The organism is Streptomyces sp. NPDC001450 (assembly GCF_053597295.1).
This window is the reverse complement of record NZ_JBSFHY010000003.1, coordinates 43,246-59,273: the sequence shown is the minus strand read 5'-3', so window position 1 is coordinate 59,273 and position 16,028 is coordinate 43,246. Positions and strand designations below refer to the sequence as shown.

Here is a 16,028-nt window from a genome sequence, read left to right as displayed (position 1 = left end):
GCAACAAGGTGATCACCGCGGCGTCGGGAGTGCGTCATGGGTGCGGAGTCCGTCCCTCGCAGAGAGGTGGTCACCGGACGGCCCGGCACCGACCACGCCGGCCTGCCCCGGCCCCGCCCCACGACGGCCCCGGCCGACGACGACTCGGCAGTAAGGCCATTGATGCGCCGCCAGATGCGGGCAGCGCTCACCGCCACCGTCCTGCTCGCGGCCTCGCTGGGCCTGCTCCCCGTCCTGCTGCGGCTGCTGCCGCTCGCCGACACCTGGCCGGGCGTCTGGCTCGTCCTGGGCGTGGCGCCGTACCCCGCCCTGCTGTGCACGGGCGCCTGGTACGTCCGCCGTGCCGAGCGCAACGAGGGTGACGTGACCGCGCGTTGAACCAGACGTACGGAATCGCCGGCGTGACGGCCGTGGTCCTGGCCACGGTGCTCGTCGGCGCGCTGGGTCTGCGCATCTCCCGGACCACCTCGGACTTCTACGTCGCCTCGCGCAGCGTCCCGCCGCGGCTCAACGCGTTCGCCGTCAGTGGCGAGTACCTGTCCGCCGCCTCCTTCCTCGGCGTCGCCGGACTGGTCCTCGCCCAGGGCGTCGACATGCTGTGGTTCCCCATCGGCTACACCGCCGGGTTCCTGGTCCTGCTGGCCTTCGTCGCCGCCCCGCTGCGCCGCTCCGGCGCCTACACCCTGCCCGACTTCGCCGAGGCACGGCTGGAGTCCCGGGCCGTCCGGCGGATCGCGAGCGTGCTCGTCGTCGGCGTCGGCTGGCTCTATCTGCTGCCCCAGCTGCGCGGCGCCGGACTGACCCTGCGGCTGCTCACCGGTGTGCCCGGCTGGTTCGGCGGCCTGGTCGTCGCCGCCGTGGTCACCGTGGCGGTGGCGGCCGGAGGCATGCGCAGCATCACCTTCGTCCAGGCCTTCCAGTACTGGCTGAAACTCACCGCCCTGCTGGTGCCCGCCGTGTTCCTGCTGCTCGCCTGGCGCACGGACCACACTCCGGCCCCTTCCTGGGACGAACGGCCCGTCTTCCAGCGCTCAACCCAGGTGCGCCTCGACAGTCCGCTGACCCTCACCGTCCACGAGCCGGTACGGATCACCGCGACCGGAACCGTCGACGGACGGGCCCTGGACGGCGGCCCGCTCACCCTCGACGCGGGCTCCCACCGGATCGGCGCCGACACCACCCTGGGCTTCCCGCCCGGCGCCCGTGTACCCCTGCCCGACGCAGGCGGCGCCGACGCGGCCCCGTCGAGCTGGGCGAACCCGCTGTCGGCCGGCCGCGAACAGCACGGCCTGTACGCCACCTACGGACTGATCCTCGCGACGTTCCTCGGCACCATGGGCCTGCCGCACGTCGTCGTGCGCTTCTACACCAACCCCGACGGCCGCGCCGCCCGCCGCACCACCGTCGTCGTACTCGGCCTGCTCGGCGCCTTCTATCTGCTGATCCCGCTCTACGGCGTGCTCGGCCGGCTCTACGCGCCCGACCTGCTGCTCACCGGCGACACCGACGCGGCCGTCCTCGTGCTGCCGCAGCGGCTGATCGGCGGAGTCGGCGGCGACCTGCTCGGCGCACTCGTCGCGGGCGGCGCCTGCGCGGCGTTCCTGTCCACCGTCTCCGGACTCACCATGTCCGTCGCCGGCGTCCTCGCCCAGGACGTGCTGCCGACCCTCGGCATCCGGCACTTCCGGCTGGCGACGCTGCCGGCGATCGCGGTACCCACCGCCGCCAACACCGTCGTCAGCGACCTGCCCGTGGCCGACGCGGTAGGCCTGGCCTTCGCCGTGTCCGCCTCCTCGTTCTGCCCGCTGTTGCTCCTCGGCATCTGGTGGCGCGGCCTCACCCCGCCCGGCGCCGTCGCCGGACTGCTCCTCGGCGGCGGCTCGGCGCTCGCCGCGGTGACGGTGACCATCGCGGGCGGCGCCCGCTCCGGCCGGCTGCACACCCTGCTGGCCTGGCCCGCCGTCTGGTCGGTGCCGGTGGGGTTCGCCGCGATGGTGCTGATCTCCCTGGCCACCCGCGACCGCGTCCCCGAGAGCGCCGCCGCCACGATGGCCCGGCTCCATCTGCCCGAGACACTCACCGGCCGGCCCGCCCTGCTCGACACCCAGGGGCGCCCGTGAGCGCACTCGGCACCGTCGCCCTGGCCCTCGCCGCGCTCGCCCTGTTCGCGCTCGGCGCCGCCCTCGGCCACGCCGGCGCCCGCCGGCAGCAGGAGAACCCGGCCGGTCCCGGCACCCCCGTCGAACGGGCCACCTTCCACACCCTGCACACGGCCTCGCTCGCCGCACCGCCCCTGCGCGCCGGCCTCACCGCGGACACGGCCCGCAAGGCGGCCCGGCGACTGCGCCCCCTGCTCGGCACGGTCGCCCTCGCCCTCACCGACGAGGAGTCCGTGCTGGCCTGGGACGGTGTCGGCGACCATCACCGCGAGGAGGCCGAGGCGCACCTCGCCCACGCCCTGCGCACCGGCCGTGCCCAGACCTTCGCGCTGTCCTGCGACGACGACACCTGCCCCGTCCGCCGCGGGGTCGTGGCACCGCTCACCGTCGACGGCCGGGCCCCCGGCACGCTCGCCGCGTTCGGCGACCAGGAGTCCGCCGTGATCGTCCGGGCCGCCGAGGAGGTGGCCCGCTGGGTCTCCGTCCAGCTCGAACTCGTCGACCTGGACCGGGCCCGCTCCAGCGTGATCGAGGCGGAGATCCGGGCCCTGCGCGCCCAGATCTCCCCGCACTTCATCTACAACTCCCTCGCGAGCATCGCCTCGTTCGTCCGCACCGACCCCGAGCGGGCCCGGGAACTCCTCCTGGAGTTCGCCGACTTCACCCGCTACTCCTTCCGCCGGGGCGGCGACTTCACCACCCTCGCCGAGGAGCTGCGCTCCATCGAGCAGTACCTCGAACTCGCCCGCGCCCGCTTCGGCAGACGCCTCGAGGTGACTCTGCGGATCGCCCCCGAGGTGCTGCCGGTCACCCTGCCCTTCCTCTGCCTGCAACCCCTCGTCGAGAACGCGCTCAAACACGGTCTGGAGGAGTCCGTCGACCGCAGCCGCATCACGATCACCGCGGAGGACGAGGGCACCGAGGCCCGGGTCGTCATCGAGGACAACGGCGTCGGCATGGACCCGCAGCGCCTGCGCGAGATCCTGCGCGGCAGGGGCGGCCCGTCGGCCGGCATCGGCCTGAGCAACGTGGACATGCGACTGCGCCAGGTGTACGGCGACGCGCACGGCCTGGTCATCGAGACCGGCGTCGGGGCCGGCACGAAGATCACCGTACGCGTCCCGAAGTTCCGTTCCGGCGTCCGTCCCGTACACCCGCCGACATGAACGCGACGACATGAGAGAGAAGGAGCGCATGGACACCGAGCCCGCCTTCCCCGCCGCCGACCAGGCCGTGGCCCTGCTGCGCGAGCTGGGAGCGGAAGGCATGGCCCACCCCGGCGGCACCCTCCTCGCGCACCTGAGGCGCGTCCAGGCCCGGCTCGCCCTGTGGCAGGCCCGCCCCGCCCTCCAGCTCGCCGGGCTCTGCCACGCGTTCTACGGCACCGACGGCTTTCCCACCGGACTACTGCCCGTGGACCGCCGTACGGACCTCGCGGCGGTGATCGGCACCGAGGCCGAGGAGATCGTCTACGTGTACGCCTCCTGCGACCGGAAGGCCACCTACCCGGATCTCGCCCGGCCCGACGCCCCCTTCCACGACCGCTTCACCGGCCTCGCCCGGGTTCCGGAGCCGCGGCTGCGCCGGGACTTCGCCGAACTGTCGGCCGCGAACGAACTCGACCTCGCCCGCATCGACCCCGCCTTCCGCGACCAGTGGGGCCCCGACCTCCTCGCCCTCTTCACCCGGCTTCAGGACCTGCTCAGCGCCGACGCCTGGCTGGACTGCCGCACGGTCCTCGCCGCGTCCGCGCAGTGAGACCTGCCTTGCCTGTGCCGGATGCCCGACGCAGTCTGTTCGTATGGGCGCTCAGGACGGCCCGACCCTCATCACGTCCGTGCAGCGGGCCTTCCGGCTGCTGGAGGCGGTGAGCGCGCACGAGAACGGCGCGCCGGCGAAACAGCTGGCACGCGAGACCGGGCTGCCCCTGGCCACCGCCTATCACCTGCTGCGCACCCTGGTCCACGACGGGTACCTGCGCAAACTCGACGACGGTGTCTTCGTCCTGGGCGAGAAGCTGACGTCGCTGCACTCGGCGGGCAACACCCAGGCGCTGCTCAGCCGCGTCCGCCCCACGCTCACCGCGCTGCGGGACGAGCTGGCCAGTGCCTCCTACCTCACGTTCTACGAGGACGGCGAGATCAGGGTCGCCGAGATCGTCGACGGCCCCCGTGCGCCTCGGGCGGAGCTCTGGGTGGGGTTCGAGGACGCCGCCCACGCCACCGCGCTGGGCAAGTCCGTGCTGCGGGAACTGGACGAGGACGGCCGCCAGGACTACCTGTCCCGGCACCACCTCCCCGATCTCACGCCACGGACCATCACCAGCCGTCCGGAACTGCTGCGCAGGCTCGACACCTCCCCCCTGGCACCGGCCGTCACGGACCTCGAGGAGTACGCACTCGGCACGGTGTGCGTCGCCGTGCCCGTCTACTCCGGGGACACACTCGGCTCGCTCGGTGTCTCCCTGCCGGTGGAGCGGCACGCGCAGCTCCAGGAGATCCGGTCACGGCTGATCCGGGTCGCGAGACGTGTGACCACGAGCCTCTCGCTCACTATCTGAAAATCCACGCCTTGTGGCTGCCCACGCTCAGCCCGTTTCCTGGAATGACCGGATGTTCCGGTATGTGCACCCCGTAAAGGCGAGGACTTCGGACGAGACATGAGGCAGGCGCGACACCACTGGCCGACACGGCCGTCGAGCAACCGGGCGAGCCGGCTCCGGGCATCCGCCCACCGGCGTGGAGCCGGGCCGCTCGCCGCCGGGATGCCCGTGCTGCCGGTGCTGATCGTCTCCGTCGTCGTCATCGTCGACCTCGCCGGTGGCGCGGGGATGATCTGCCTGCCGCTGCTGGTGGCCGGACCCGCGCTGGCCGCCACCACCAACGGGCCGCGCGGTGTGCTCTGCGTCGGTCTCCTGGCCGCCGTGCTGGGCGCGGTGCTGGGCGCCAGGGGCGGGGTTCCCCACCGTGAACTGGCGGCCGTCGTGTCGGCCCTGCTGGCCGTCACCGCGGCGAGTGCCCTGGCCAGCGCGTTGCGCGGCCGCCGGGAACGGGTCCTCGCGGCGGTCCGTACGGTCGCGGAGGCCGCCCAGCACGCCCTCCTCCAGCCCGTCCCGGAGACCGTCGGCCCTTTCCAGGTGGCCGTCCGTTACAGCGCCGCCGCGGCGGAGGCCCGGATCGGCGGGGATCTCTACGCCCTGGTGTCCACCCCGCACGGGGTCAGGCTGATCGTCGGCGACGTGCGCGGCAAGGGGCTGCCTGCCGTGGGGACCGCCGCACTGGTGCTCGGCGTCTTCCGTGAGGCCGCCTACGACGAGCCCGACCTCCTCGCCGTCGTCGACCGGATCGAGCGGAGCCTGGCGCGCAACCTCGGCCCCGACGACTTCGTCACCGCCGTGGTCGCCGGCTACCCGGGGACGGGGCAGCTGGAGGTCGTCAACTGCGGACACGCGCCCCCCCTGCTGATCTCCGCGTCCGGAGCGGTCGAGGCGGTGGAGTCCACCGATCCCGCTCCGCCGCTCGGGCTGCGCGCCCTGTCGGGTCAGGCCCCGCGCCTCCAGCTCCTGCCCTTCGCCGACGGAGAACAGCTGCTGCTCTACACCGACGGGGTCACCGAGGCCCGTGACCACGCTCGCGAGTTCTACCCGCTGGCCGAAGGGGTGGCCCGCCACGCCTGCGACGAGCCGGCACGTACGCTCACCGCGCTCCATGACGAACTGCTGGCCCACGTGGGCGGCCGGCTGCACGACGACGCCGCGCTGCTCCTGCTGCGCAAGCGGACCGTGGCCGAACCCGTCCCCGCGCAGTCCCGGCCGGAGGCCGGGCTTCAGACCGCGACGATGTCGGCCCAGCGGGTGACCCCGCCGGCGTGGACGCGTATGCCGTGACGCGTCGCGAGGGCGTGCACGATCGCCTCGCCCCGGCCGTGCTCGTCCGGGTCGATCCCGACCCGGGACTGTCCGCCCAGAAGCGCGGGACCGGTGTCGGTGACCTCGACGCGCAGGGTGCGGTGCTCGTCGGACCGAACCCACGACAGCCGCAGCCGGGCCGGGGGCAGGGCGTGCACGATCGCGTTGGTGACCAGCTCGGACACCATCAGCAACGCGTCCTCGACGATCTCCGAGGACACGTCCCAGTCGGCGAGGACGGTGCGCGCACGGCGGCGTACAGCCGGGACGGCGCCGGTGACGGGAGGCAGCGAACACACGTGTTCGCACGCCTCACGCAGCAGCGTGTTGAGCTGAGCCGCCATGTTCACTCCTCGGGTGTTCCTGCCGGCCGTGCGCCGTTCCGCGGTCGCTTTTCCGGGCTTTGAAGCACGTTATGGAGACAAACCAGGCGGGTCAATGAACGATGGTCGGCATTACCGAACGCTTTGCGTCCCGTCCGAAGCGAGGCCGCCCCATCCGCCCGTGAAGCGAAGCGCCCCCGGCGGTAATACGCTCGCTTCATGGCCGGCCCAGTCCAGTCCATCGAACGGGCGGCGGCGATCCTGCGGCTGCTCGCGGCCGGGCCCCGCCGACTCGGGCTCGGCGAGGTGGCGGCCTCGCTGGGCCTGGCGAAGGGCACCGCCCACGGCATCCTGCGCACGCTCCAGCACGTGGACTTCGTGGAACAGGACGCGGCGACTGGAAAGTACCAGCTCGGGGCCGCCCTGCTGCACCTCGGCACCAGCTACCTGGACGTCAACGAGCTGCGGTCGCGCTCCCTCAACTGGGCCGACGCCCTCGCCGCCCGCAGCGGGGAATCGGTGCGCCTGGGGACCCCGCTGGAGGGCAGGGTTCTCGTGGTGCACCACGTGTTCCGGCCGGACGACACCTTCCAGACCCTGGACGTGGGCTCGCTGCTGCCCCTGCACGCCTCCTCGCTCGGCAAGGTGCTGCTGGCCTACGGGGCGGCAGCCCTGGAGCCGGGCCAGGAACTGCAGCTGGAGTCGTACACCCGGCACACCCTGGTCACCCCCGAGCAGCTGACCCGGGCGCTCGCCGAGGTCCGGGAACTCGGCTGGGCCGCCGAGATCCAGGAGATGAGCATGGGCGAGGCCGGGCTCGCCGCGCCGATCCGAGGCCACGGCGGCCTCGTCGTCGGCGCCATCGGGCTGTCCGGGCCCGTCGAGCGGATCTGCGACAACCAGGGTCACCCCCGCCCGAGTCAGATCACCCTGATCCGCGAGGCCGCGCGGGCGATCTCCAGAGACCTGGGGGCCGCTCGCTGGTAGACCCGGACCGCCGCTCCCCGACCCGTCGGAAGGCAGACCCGATCATGGCTGAACGGTACGTAATGTCCATCGATCAGGGCACCAACTCCACCCGATGCATTCTGTTCGACCACCGAGGACGGCTGGTGTCGGTCGCACAGAGGGAGCACCAGCAGCACTTCCCCCGGCCCGGCTGGGTCGAGCACGACGCCGTCGAGATCTGGCACAACCTGCAGCGCGTCGTGCCCGAGGCGCTGTCCGGCGCCGGCCTCGACGCAGGACAGGTCGCCGCCATCGGCCTGGCCAACCAGCGGGAGACCACCGTGCTCTGGGACCGGCGCACGGGCGCTCCGCTGGGCCGGGCGATCGTCTGGCAGGACACCCGCACCGCGCCGCTCGTCGAGGACCTCGGACAGCGGCCCGGAGAGGAGTTCTTCCTGGAACGGTGCGGTCTGCCGCCCTCCACCTACTTCTCGGCGCTGCGGATCCGCTGGCTGTTCGACCACGTCAAGGGCCTGGAACAGCGCGCGAAGGACGGGGAGGTGCTGTTCGGAACGATCGAGAGCTGGCTCATCTGGAACCTCACCGGCGGCGCCGACGGCGGCCTGCACATCACCGACCCCACCAACGCCAGCCGCACGATGCTGATGAACATCCGCAGCCTCACCTGGGACAAGGAACTCCTGGCCTTCTTCGGTGTGCCCCACTCGATGCTGCCCGAGATCCGGTCCTCCGCCGAGACGTACGGAGACGCCCGCTCGCTGCTCCCGGGCGTCTCCATCACGGGCGCCCTCGGCGACCAGCAGGCCGCCCTCTTCGGCCAGACCTGTTTCTCCCCGGGCGAGGCGAAGTGCACCTACGGAACGGGCAGCTTTCTGCTGCTCAACACCGGCAACGACCTCGTGCGGTCCCGGAACGGACTCCTCACCACCGTCGCCTACAAGATCGGGGACTCGCCGCCGGCCTACGCCCTGGAAGGTTCGATCGCCGTCACCGGCGCTCTGGTCCAGTGGTTCCGCGACCGCCTGGGGCTGATCAGCAGCGCCCCGGAGATCGAGACCCTCGCGCGGACGGTCGAGGACAACGGCGGCTGCTACATCGTCCCCGCCTTCTCGGGTCTGTTCGCACCCCACTGGCGCAGCGACGCGCGCGGCGTCATCGTCGGCCTCACCTCGTACATCACCAAGGGACACCTGGCCCGAGCCGTCCTGGAGGCCACCGGATGGCAGACGCGTGAGGTCGTCGACGCCATGAACGCCGACTCCTCGATCGCCCTCAAGCAGCTCAAGGTCGACGGCGGCATGACGGCCGACAACCTGCTCATGCAGTTCGTGGCCGACGTGCTCGACGTCCCCGTGGTGCGGCCCATGGTCGCCGAGACCGTCTCCCTCGGCGCCGCCTACGCGGCCGGCCTCGCCGCCGGCTACTGGTCTGACCTGGCGGTACTGCGCCGCAACTGGCACCGGGCCGGCCAGTGGCTGCCCGACATGGACCCCGGGGTGCGGCAGTGGGAGTACGAGAACTGGCAGCGGGCCGTCGAGCGGTCTCTGGGGTGGGTGAGACCGCCGCGGTCGCCCTGAGCCGGGCTGTCCGTCAGGCCTGCGGTCCGGTCTCGGCGGCCAGGGCCGCTGATTCGGCGAGCGTCAGTCCTCCCGGGTGTCGGAGGGGATCCACCAGACGAACTCGTACCACTCGTACGCGTCGCGGCGCCGGTGGGCGCACAGCCGGGCGATGCCCCGGACGGGGGAGAGCCGCAGCAGCTCCAGCCGAGCCCGGTCGAGGTCTGCTCCCAGGGGCCGATCCGCAGGGCCTGCCCCGACGGGTGCACGGGGGGCGTCCGAGAGGAACCAGCTCAGGACCGGACCACGAGCCCGGCTCGACGCGGGACTTCGCCTGGCCGAGCAGCAGCGGTCGGCCCTCCGCGTCACGCGTGTCGACTCCGCCCACGTGCCGCCCCCCTGTGCCTCGACTCACGCACCAGCACGCCCGACACCACTGACAGCCCTGCCCCGGTGCCGGACTTGATCACCAGCATGGACAATAGGCGTACGGAGCAGGGTTCTTGAGAGCACAGGACGGGGGCATGATGCTGGAGGAACTGATTCTGGCCGGAGGCACCACGGTGGTCGGGGCCATGGCCACCGACTCCTGGACGGTCGCGCGGAGCGGGATCGCCAAGCTGTTCGGCCGCCGCGGAGAGGGCCGGCAGGCTGCCGTCGAGGCCCAGTTGGACAACAACGCGGCCCTGGTCGTGCGGGCGGACGACGCCGAGCGGGTCCGGCAGAGCCTGCTCCCCGTGTGGCAGCTGGAGTTGGAGTCGCTGCTCGGCGAACACCCGGACGCCGCCGACGAACTGCGGGCGCTGATCGGCGAGATCCAGCAGCGGCTGCCCGAGACGCAGCGCGCATGGGTGCAGAACAACGTCGCCAAGGACGGCGGGCAGGTCTTCGCGGTCCAGGGCGGCAACGTCATCGTGCACCAGGCTCCGCCGGGACAGGGAGGCGGCGGAGAAGCCAAGTGACCCATGCGGTCCCGGGGCCCCGGCAGGTGGTCCGTGTCGAGGGCGGGTTCGGGTACGGCGTCATCGGTGCCGATCTGCATGTCTTTCCCGACCGCGGCCCGGTCTATCTGCTCTCCGAGCACCGTCCGGCCGTCGCTGCCGTGGACCAGGACACCGCCTGGCTCACCGCCCAGCCCAGCCGTCTGCTCAACGCCCGTTTCCAGATCGTCGACTTCACCGGCCGTGACCGGGAGCGGGCCGAGCTGGCCGGGTGGCGCGACGGCGACGGCCCGCGCGCCGCGGCCCTCTGGCTGCACGGCCCCGGCGGCCAGGGCAAGACCCGGCTCGCCGCCCGGTTCGCCGCCGACAGCGCCGCGGCGGGCTGGAAGGTCGTCACGGCCACCCACGGGTCCGGCACCGTCCAGCCGCACCTGGGCAGCCAGGACCTGCGCCTCGACGGTGCCGCCGGGCTGCTGCTGGTCGTCGACTACGCCGACCGCTGGCCGCTCTCCCATCTGACCTGGCTGTTCAGCAACAAGCTGCTCGACCGCCAGCTGCCGACCCGGGTGCTGCTGCTCGCCCGGTCCGTCAGCCCCTGGCCGGCCGTGCGCGCCGCGCTGGAGGACACCGGGATGGAGACCGGCGACCGCGCGCTACGGCCGCTGGACGACCGGATTGGTGGACTCGGCGAGCGGCAGACCATGTTCACCGTCGCCCGGGACTGCTTCGCCGCCCGCTACGGTCTCACCGGCCCGTCCGTCATCGCCGTACCCGACCACCTGGACCGGCCGGAGTTCGGTCTCGTCCTCGCGCTGCACATGGCCGCCCTGGTGGCCGTCGACGCCCACACGCGCGGCAGCAGACCCCCGCGGGACATGGCGGGCCTGTCCGCCTACCTGCTCGACCGGGAACACCGGCACTGGACCCGGCTGTACGAACTCCGGCTGGAGGGCCTCGACTTCGAGACGCCGCCCAGCTCCATGAGCCAGGTGGTCTTCACCGCGGCGCTCACCGGGGCCGCCGCACACCCGGACGGCACCGCGCTGCTGAGCGGTCTCGGTCTGGAGCGCCCCGGGCGGCTGCTCACCGACCACACCACCTGTTATCCGCCCGAGGAGCCCGGCGCCGTCCTGGAACCGCTCTACCCCGACCGGCTGGCCGAGGACTTCCTCGCCCTGAGCCTGCCCGGACACCAGGTGACCGGCCACCCCACCGCTCCCTGGGCGGCCGACGTCGTCGGCGCGCTCGTCGCCCGCGACCCGGACGGCTCGCCACCCGCGTACCTCGCCCGTGCCCTGACCTTTCTGGCCTCGGCCGCGGCGCCGCACCGCTGGCCGCACGCCGTCCGGCACCTGGAAACCCTGCTGCGCGCGGACCCGGCCCTGGCGGTCGACGCCGGCGGTGCCGCCCTGACCGCGCTCGCCGCCCTCGACCTCGCCCCCGCCGTCCTGGAAGCCGTCGACGCGCACCTGCCCCGCCAGGGGCAGCCGGACCTCGACGCGGGGATCGCCGCCTTCGCCCGGCGCCTCACCGACCACCGGCTCGCCGCCACCGACGACCCCGCCGAACACGCCCGGCTGTACCAGGACCTCGGGTTCCGCATGCTGCGCGCGGGCCACCGGGGCGACGCCGTGGCCGTCACCGAGCAGGCGGTCGGCATCCTCCGGCGGCTGGCCGCCGCCGACAGCGGCGCGCACGAGCCGGCTCTGGCCACCGCCCTGGCCGAGCTGAGCGAGCGCGCCTTCGCGGCGGACCGCGCGGAGGCGAGCCGCCGGGCCGCCGAGGAGGCCGTCGGCATCTTCCGGCGACTGACCGCCGTCGACGCGGCGTACGAACCCGGGCTCGCCGTCTCCCTGTCCTACCTGGGTCAGGGCATGTCGGAGGCGCGCAAGCCCGAGGAGGGCCTCGCGGCGACCGAGCGGGCCATGGGGATCTTCCAGCGGCTGGCGGCCACCGACCCCGTGACCTACGAGCCGGGTCTCGCCATGACGCTGGTGAACGCGGCCATCTTCTCCTGGCGGTTGCGGCGTTGGCCGGACGCCCTGACCGCCGCCGAGCGCGCGGTGGCCATCCTCCGGCGACTGGTGGCCGCCGGACCCGCGGCGGACACGTCCGGCCTCACCCGGCCCGTCGCGGTGGACGAGTCCGACCTGGCGACGGCCCTGGCCAACCTGGGCTTCTTCCTGTGGGGCGCGCGCCGCCGGGACGACGCGGTGACCGCCCTCCGGGAGGCTGCCGGGATCAACCGGCGGCTGGCGGAGGCCAATCCCACCGCCCATGAGGCCGAGCTGGCCAGGGTCCTGTCCTCCCTCGGCACCTACCTCTCGCTCAGCGGGCAGGGGAAGGAGGCACTGGCCGTCACCGAGGAGGCCATGGACCTCTGCCGGCGGCTCGCGGCGGAACGCCCCGCCGAGTTCGAGGAACTGCTGCGCGAGGTGTCCGAGGCCCACGAGGCGGTACGGGACCGGCTGAGCGGCGAGCCCGGCGAAGGCGGCAGGACCTGGACGCTGGAGGAGCACTACGTGACCCTCCTCAACCAGGACGAGGTCTGGCAGGACGCGCAGGACCGCCGCCACCGTCTCGACGACATGGAACCCCGTTACTGCGGGAACGTGCTGCGCTTCCTGCTCGGGCGGGCCGACGTCCTCTTCGAGGCGCTGGCCGACGGGCTCGTCGTCTCCGCCGAGTCGCTCGGCCGGTGGGACGGCGAGGACGCCGCGGCGTGGCTCGCCCGGCAGCCGCTCGCGGTCGCGCTGCGCCGCCGCTCGCAGGGCAAGCCCGCCCGGCCGGAGTCGTGCCACTGCGGTTACGCGATCCAGCCCGGCTGGAATCATGATCACTGCTATCCCGGCATCATCGTCGACTGAAGCCGAAGCCGAAGCCGAAGCCGACCGGCCGGACAAGGGGGGACTCGTGGGGGACGCGGCCGAGCTCGGCCAGACGGTGGTGGAGGTCGTGCGCGAGCGCTGGGGCGTCAAGCTGGGCGGCGACGGCCTCATCGCCCGCTTCACCGAACCGGGGTGGAGCTACGAGGAGGAGGTGCCGCGGCCCTGTCCCGAGTGCGACGGCAGGATGCACGCGCTGCGCAGGCCGTACGAGTCGGGCGGGCGCGTCTACCGCTATGTGGCCGTGGTCTGCCCGGTCTGCCCCGCCGCCTACACTCTCGCCGACCTCGGTGTGAAGACCTACGACAAGCTCGCCGCCCGGCCCGGGGCACAGGCGAAGTCCACGCCGGAGGCGAAGAAGCCGGCGGCCCCACGGCTGCGGGTGTCGCGGCCGACGACGGCGGCGCGGGTGTCGTCCCTGCTCCTCGGGCCCTGCCCCACGGAGCCCGGCGTCACCATCACCCCCAGCCACGCCTCCTCGCGCCCCGCGTGGCCCGCCGACCTGCCGGTGCCGACGGGCAGCGAGAAGCGCCGGCTGCTGTGGTGCAAGGTGACCGACCCGGCGTGGCGGCCCCCCGAAGGGGCGCTGGCGGCGGCCGACGACGTCCGGGTCATCCTCCCCGACGGCCCCGCCTTCGCCGACCTGCGCGGCCACCTCGCCGACCGGGGCGTACCCTTCCGTGTCGTCCGGCACTGGACGGAGAACGAACAGGTCGGCACGGTCTCCGACGTCGGCTCCGCCACCGGGCTGACGGCCCACCCCGCGCGTACGTTCGCCACGGGCTCCGCGATGCCGCCCGCGCCCGTCGCCGGGCCCGGCGCCCATGCGGCCCGGGACGCGTTCGAGGCCCAGTGGGACGCCCTGGAGGACGTTCCGGACGCCGACGGCGTCCCGTACGTGCCGGTGACCGACCTCGTCCCGGAGGACTGGACCCGCCTGCTGCCGCACCCCACCTTCAACCCGGCCCAGGCCGACGCCGTCCCCGCGGTGATGGAGGGCGACGACCACCTGATCGTCGTCGCCCCGACCGGCGCGGGCAAGACGCCCATCGGCATGGTCGCCGCGCTGCGGGCCCACGCCGCCGGCCGCAAGGCGGCCTGGCTGGTGCCCCAGCGGTCGCTGACCGACGAACTCGACCGCGAACTGGAGATCTGGCGGCGGCACGGGCTCACGGTCGTCCGGCTCACGGGGGAGTACGCCGTCGACGTCGACCTCATCCGCGAGGCCGACGTCTGGGTCGCCACCACCGAGAAGTTCGAGGCGATCTGCCGGAACGGTTCGCTGGGCGGCGCCCTCGCCGAGGTCGGTTGTCTGGTCGTCGACGAGATCCACCTGCTCGGCGATCCGGGACGCGGTGCCGTGCTGGAGGCCGTGCTCACCCGGGTGCGCGAGGACAGCGCCCAGACGCGCATCGTGGGACTGTCGGCGACCGTGGCCAACGCCGCCGAGGTCGCCGAGTGGCTGGGCGCCCGGCTGATCCGTACCGCATGGCGGCCCACCCGGCTGACCTGGCAGATCCCTCTGCTCCCCGCGCCGCGGGACGGCGAACGCTCGACGCGGGCCGCCGTGGCCCGCACCGCCGCGGCCGTGCAGCTGGCCCGGGCCGTCACCGACGAGGGCGGCAGCGTGCTCGTCTTCTGCAGCAGCAAGCGAGGGGTGCGCGCGACGGCCCTCGCCCTCGCCGCGGACCGGGGCGTGCCGACGCGCGGCGTCGACGCGGACGACACGGAACTCGTCGAGCGGCTGTGCGGCAAGGCCGGCGTGGGGCTGCACTACCGCGACTGGCCGTTCAAGCGCGAGGCCGAGCGGGCGTTCCGGGCCCGCGAGACCGACGTCCTCGTGGCGACCTCCACCGTGGCCGCCGGGGTGAACCTCCCCGCCCGCGCCGTGATCGTGCGCGACGTCCGGCTCGGCCAGGCCCGGATCGAGGTGTCCATGGTGCAGCAGATGTTCGGCCGTGCCGGGCGGGTCGGCGCGGGGGAACGGGAGGGCTGGGCCTTTCTGCTGGCGGACGACACGGAGCGCCCGCAGTGGCAGGCCCGCCTGACCGCCGGATACACCGTGCGCTCGCGGATCGGCGACCGGCTGCCCAACCACCTGCTCGCCGAGGTGGTGCAGGGACGGGTGGAGTCGCTGGAGGAGGCCGAGGACTGGTGGACCGGGACGTTCGCCTTCCATCAGGGGCACGACAGCGTGGAACCGCTCCACGACGCCGCGCTCTACCTGGCGGAGGCCGGCCTCCTGCGCTCCGCCCGCGGGCCGCAGGGCCAGGAGTTCCTGCAGGCGACCGAACTGGGCATCCTGACCAGCCGGTTCATGGTCGACGCCGAGTCGGCGTACGAACTGGCCGAAGGGGTCGGTAGGTTGCCCGTACCGGAGGACGCCGACCAGGCCGAGCAGCTGCTGACGAGGCTGCTTACCATGCAGCTCCCCGACCTGGCGGACGCGGCCTTCAGCGACCGGGCGCGCGCGACGCTGCGGCGGGTGCTGCGCCACCAGGGCCGGGTGGAGCAGCTGGAGCAGGACCAGGAGCAGCCGGACCAGGACGAGGGGCTGCTTCCCGGGGAACTGGCCTACGCGGTCCTGCTGCTGGTGGCCTCCAGCCCGCAGGCGTTCGCCACGCGCGGCGGCTACGTGCTCGGCATCCCGGCCGACAGCCTGACCGGCGTCCTGGACGAGGCCCAGCGCTACCTGGCCTGGCTGGGCGCCCAGGGTGAACTGGGCACCGTCCACCCCTGGGCGGCCGTCGTGGCCGCGGACCTGGCCGAACGCATCCGCTGGCGCACGCTGGGGCCGGGGCGCGGGGCCGGGCGGCTGCTGTGGATGTGCGGGCGCATGGCCACACCGCAGCTCGCCCCCCGCCTCGTACCGCGGATGTGGCGGGCGGCGCGGGACCGCGGTGTCGGCGCCCCGGACTGGACGGGCACCACCCCGCCGCGCGACAGCGCGCTTGCGCCGGGGCGCTACCAGGCACTGCTGAAGCAGCGGGCCACCGGCGCCGTCCTCACTCCGCACTCCGGCTCCGTGCAGGTGACGGCCCCGCACGGCGCGGTGATCTGCCTCTGGGACGGCGCGACGACGGTCCGCTACGCGTCGGACGGCACCCCGGCCCGGCTGGACCACCCGCCCGCCGCCCCCGACGACCCCTCGGCGGGCCGGCGCGGCGCTGCGGTCTTCACTCGCGGCGACCACCTGGCCGCCGGCTGGCTCGCGGCCTACAACGCGACCGGGGACGGGGCATGAGGCGGCCGCACCCACTGCGCCCGTGTTACGACTGTGGCGACTCG

The 16,028-nt window shown here is 73.6% G+C and carries 13 protein-coding genes; 11 read left to right on the top strand and 2 right to left on the bottom strand.

Annotated elements, in window-relative coordinates:
- Window positions 1-36 precede the first annotated feature (36 nt).
- From ACWC5O_RS03740 to ACWC5O_RS03715, 6 genes are all read left to right on the top strand, one after another.
- On the top strand, window positions 37-378 hold the full coding sequence (locus ACWC5O_RS03740; protein ID WP_450584729.1) for a hypothetical protein: 342 nt from the start codon (window positions 37-39) through the stop codon (window positions 376-378).
- Window positions 375-2,120 (top strand): sodium/solute symporter, encoded by a 1,746-nt coding sequence (locus tag ACWC5O_RS03735; protein WP_450584727.1) that lies wholly within the window; start codon window positions 375-377, stop codon window positions 2,118-2,120. Before ACWC5O_RS03740 ends, ACWC5O_RS03735 begins: the two co-directional genes overlap by 4 nt.
- Complete coding sequence (locus ACWC5O_RS03730) at window positions 2,117-3,325, top strand: sensor histidine kinase (RefSeq protein ID WP_450584726.1); 1,209 nt, start codon at window positions 2,117-2,119, stop codon at window positions 3,323-3,325. Before ACWC5O_RS03735 ends, ACWC5O_RS03730 begins: the two co-directional genes overlap by 4 nt.
- A 28-nt stretch (window positions 3,326-3,353) precedes the next feature.
- Complete coding sequence (locus tag ACWC5O_RS03725; RefSeq protein ID WP_450584724.1) at window positions 3,354-3,917, top strand: DUF6817 domain-containing protein; 564 nt, start codon at window positions 3,354-3,356, stop codon at window positions 3,915-3,917.
- Between the two features lie 43 nt (window positions 3,918-3,960).
- Window positions 3,961-4,719: an IclR family transcriptional regulator gene (locus tag ACWC5O_RS03720; protein ID WP_450584723.1), complete on the top strand. Its 759-nt coding sequence runs from the start codon at window positions 3,961-3,963 to the stop codon at window positions 4,717-4,719.
- 204 nt (window positions 4,720-4,923) lie between these two features.
- Complete coding sequence (locus tag ACWC5O_RS03715) at window positions 4,924-6,045, top strand: PP2C family protein-serine/threonine phosphatase (RefSeq protein ID WP_450585069.1); 1,122 nt, start codon at window positions 4,924-4,926, stop codon at window positions 6,043-6,045.
- Here ACWC5O_RS03715 and ACWC5O_RS03710 read toward each other — a convergent pair.
- Window positions 5,985-6,410: an ATP-binding protein gene (locus ACWC5O_RS03710; protein ID WP_450584721.1), complete on the bottom strand. Its 426-nt coding sequence runs from the start codon at window positions 6,408-6,410 to the stop codon at window positions 5,985-5,987. The two genes, ACWC5O_RS03715 and ACWC5O_RS03710, sit on opposite strands and share 61 nt — an antisense overlap.
- Window positions 6,411-6,608: 198 nt before the next feature.
- Here ACWC5O_RS03710 and ACWC5O_RS03705 point away from each other — a divergent pair, with 198 nt between their 5' ends.
- Complete coding sequence (locus ACWC5O_RS03705) at window positions 6,609-7,376, top strand: IclR family transcriptional regulator (RefSeq protein ID WP_450584719.1); 768 nt, start codon at window positions 6,609-6,611, stop codon at window positions 7,374-7,376.
- Window positions 7,377-7,420: 44 nt separating this feature from the next.
- A complete protein-coding gene (glpK, locus tag ACWC5O_RS03700; RefSeq protein ID WP_450584717.1) occupies window positions 7,421-8,935 on the top strand; it encodes a glycerol kinase GlpK in 1,515 nt (504 codons plus the stop codon).
- 63 nt (window positions 8,936-8,998) lie between these two features.
- On the opposite strand, the gene ACWC5O_RS03695 is transcribed toward glpK, so the two are convergent.
- Window positions 8,999-9,283, bottom strand: coding sequence for a hypothetical protein (locus tag ACWC5O_RS03695; RefSeq protein WP_450780914.1), 285 nt, complete (start codon window positions 9,281-9,283; stop codon window positions 8,999-9,001).
- 134 nt (window positions 9,284-9,417) lie between these two features.
- Between ACWC5O_RS03695 and ACWC5O_RS03690 the strand changes: the two genes are divergently transcribed.
- The 3 genes from ACWC5O_RS03690 to ACWC5O_RS03680 are packed head-to-tail and all read left to right on the top strand — an operon-like array spanning window position 9,418 to window position 15,984.
- Entirely contained in the window at window positions 9,418-9,876 is a 459-nt protein-coding gene (locus tag ACWC5O_RS03690) for a hypothetical protein (RefSeq protein WP_450584715.1), read from the top strand.
- Complete coding sequence (locus ACWC5O_RS03685; RefSeq protein WP_450584713.1) at window positions 9,873-12,722, top strand: tetratricopeptide repeat protein; 2,850 nt, start codon at window positions 9,873-9,875, stop codon at window positions 12,720-12,722. Before ACWC5O_RS03690 ends, ACWC5O_RS03685 begins: the two co-directional genes overlap by 4 nt.
- 46 nt (window positions 12,723-12,768) lie before the next feature.
- Window positions 12,769-15,984 carry a DEAD/DEAH box helicase gene (locus ACWC5O_RS03680; protein WP_450584712.1) on the top strand — a complete coding sequence of 1,072 codons (3,216 nt, stop codon included), beginning with the start codon at window positions 12,769-12,771 and terminating at the stop codon, window positions 15,982-15,984.
- Window positions 15,985-16,028 lie beyond the last annotated feature (44 nt).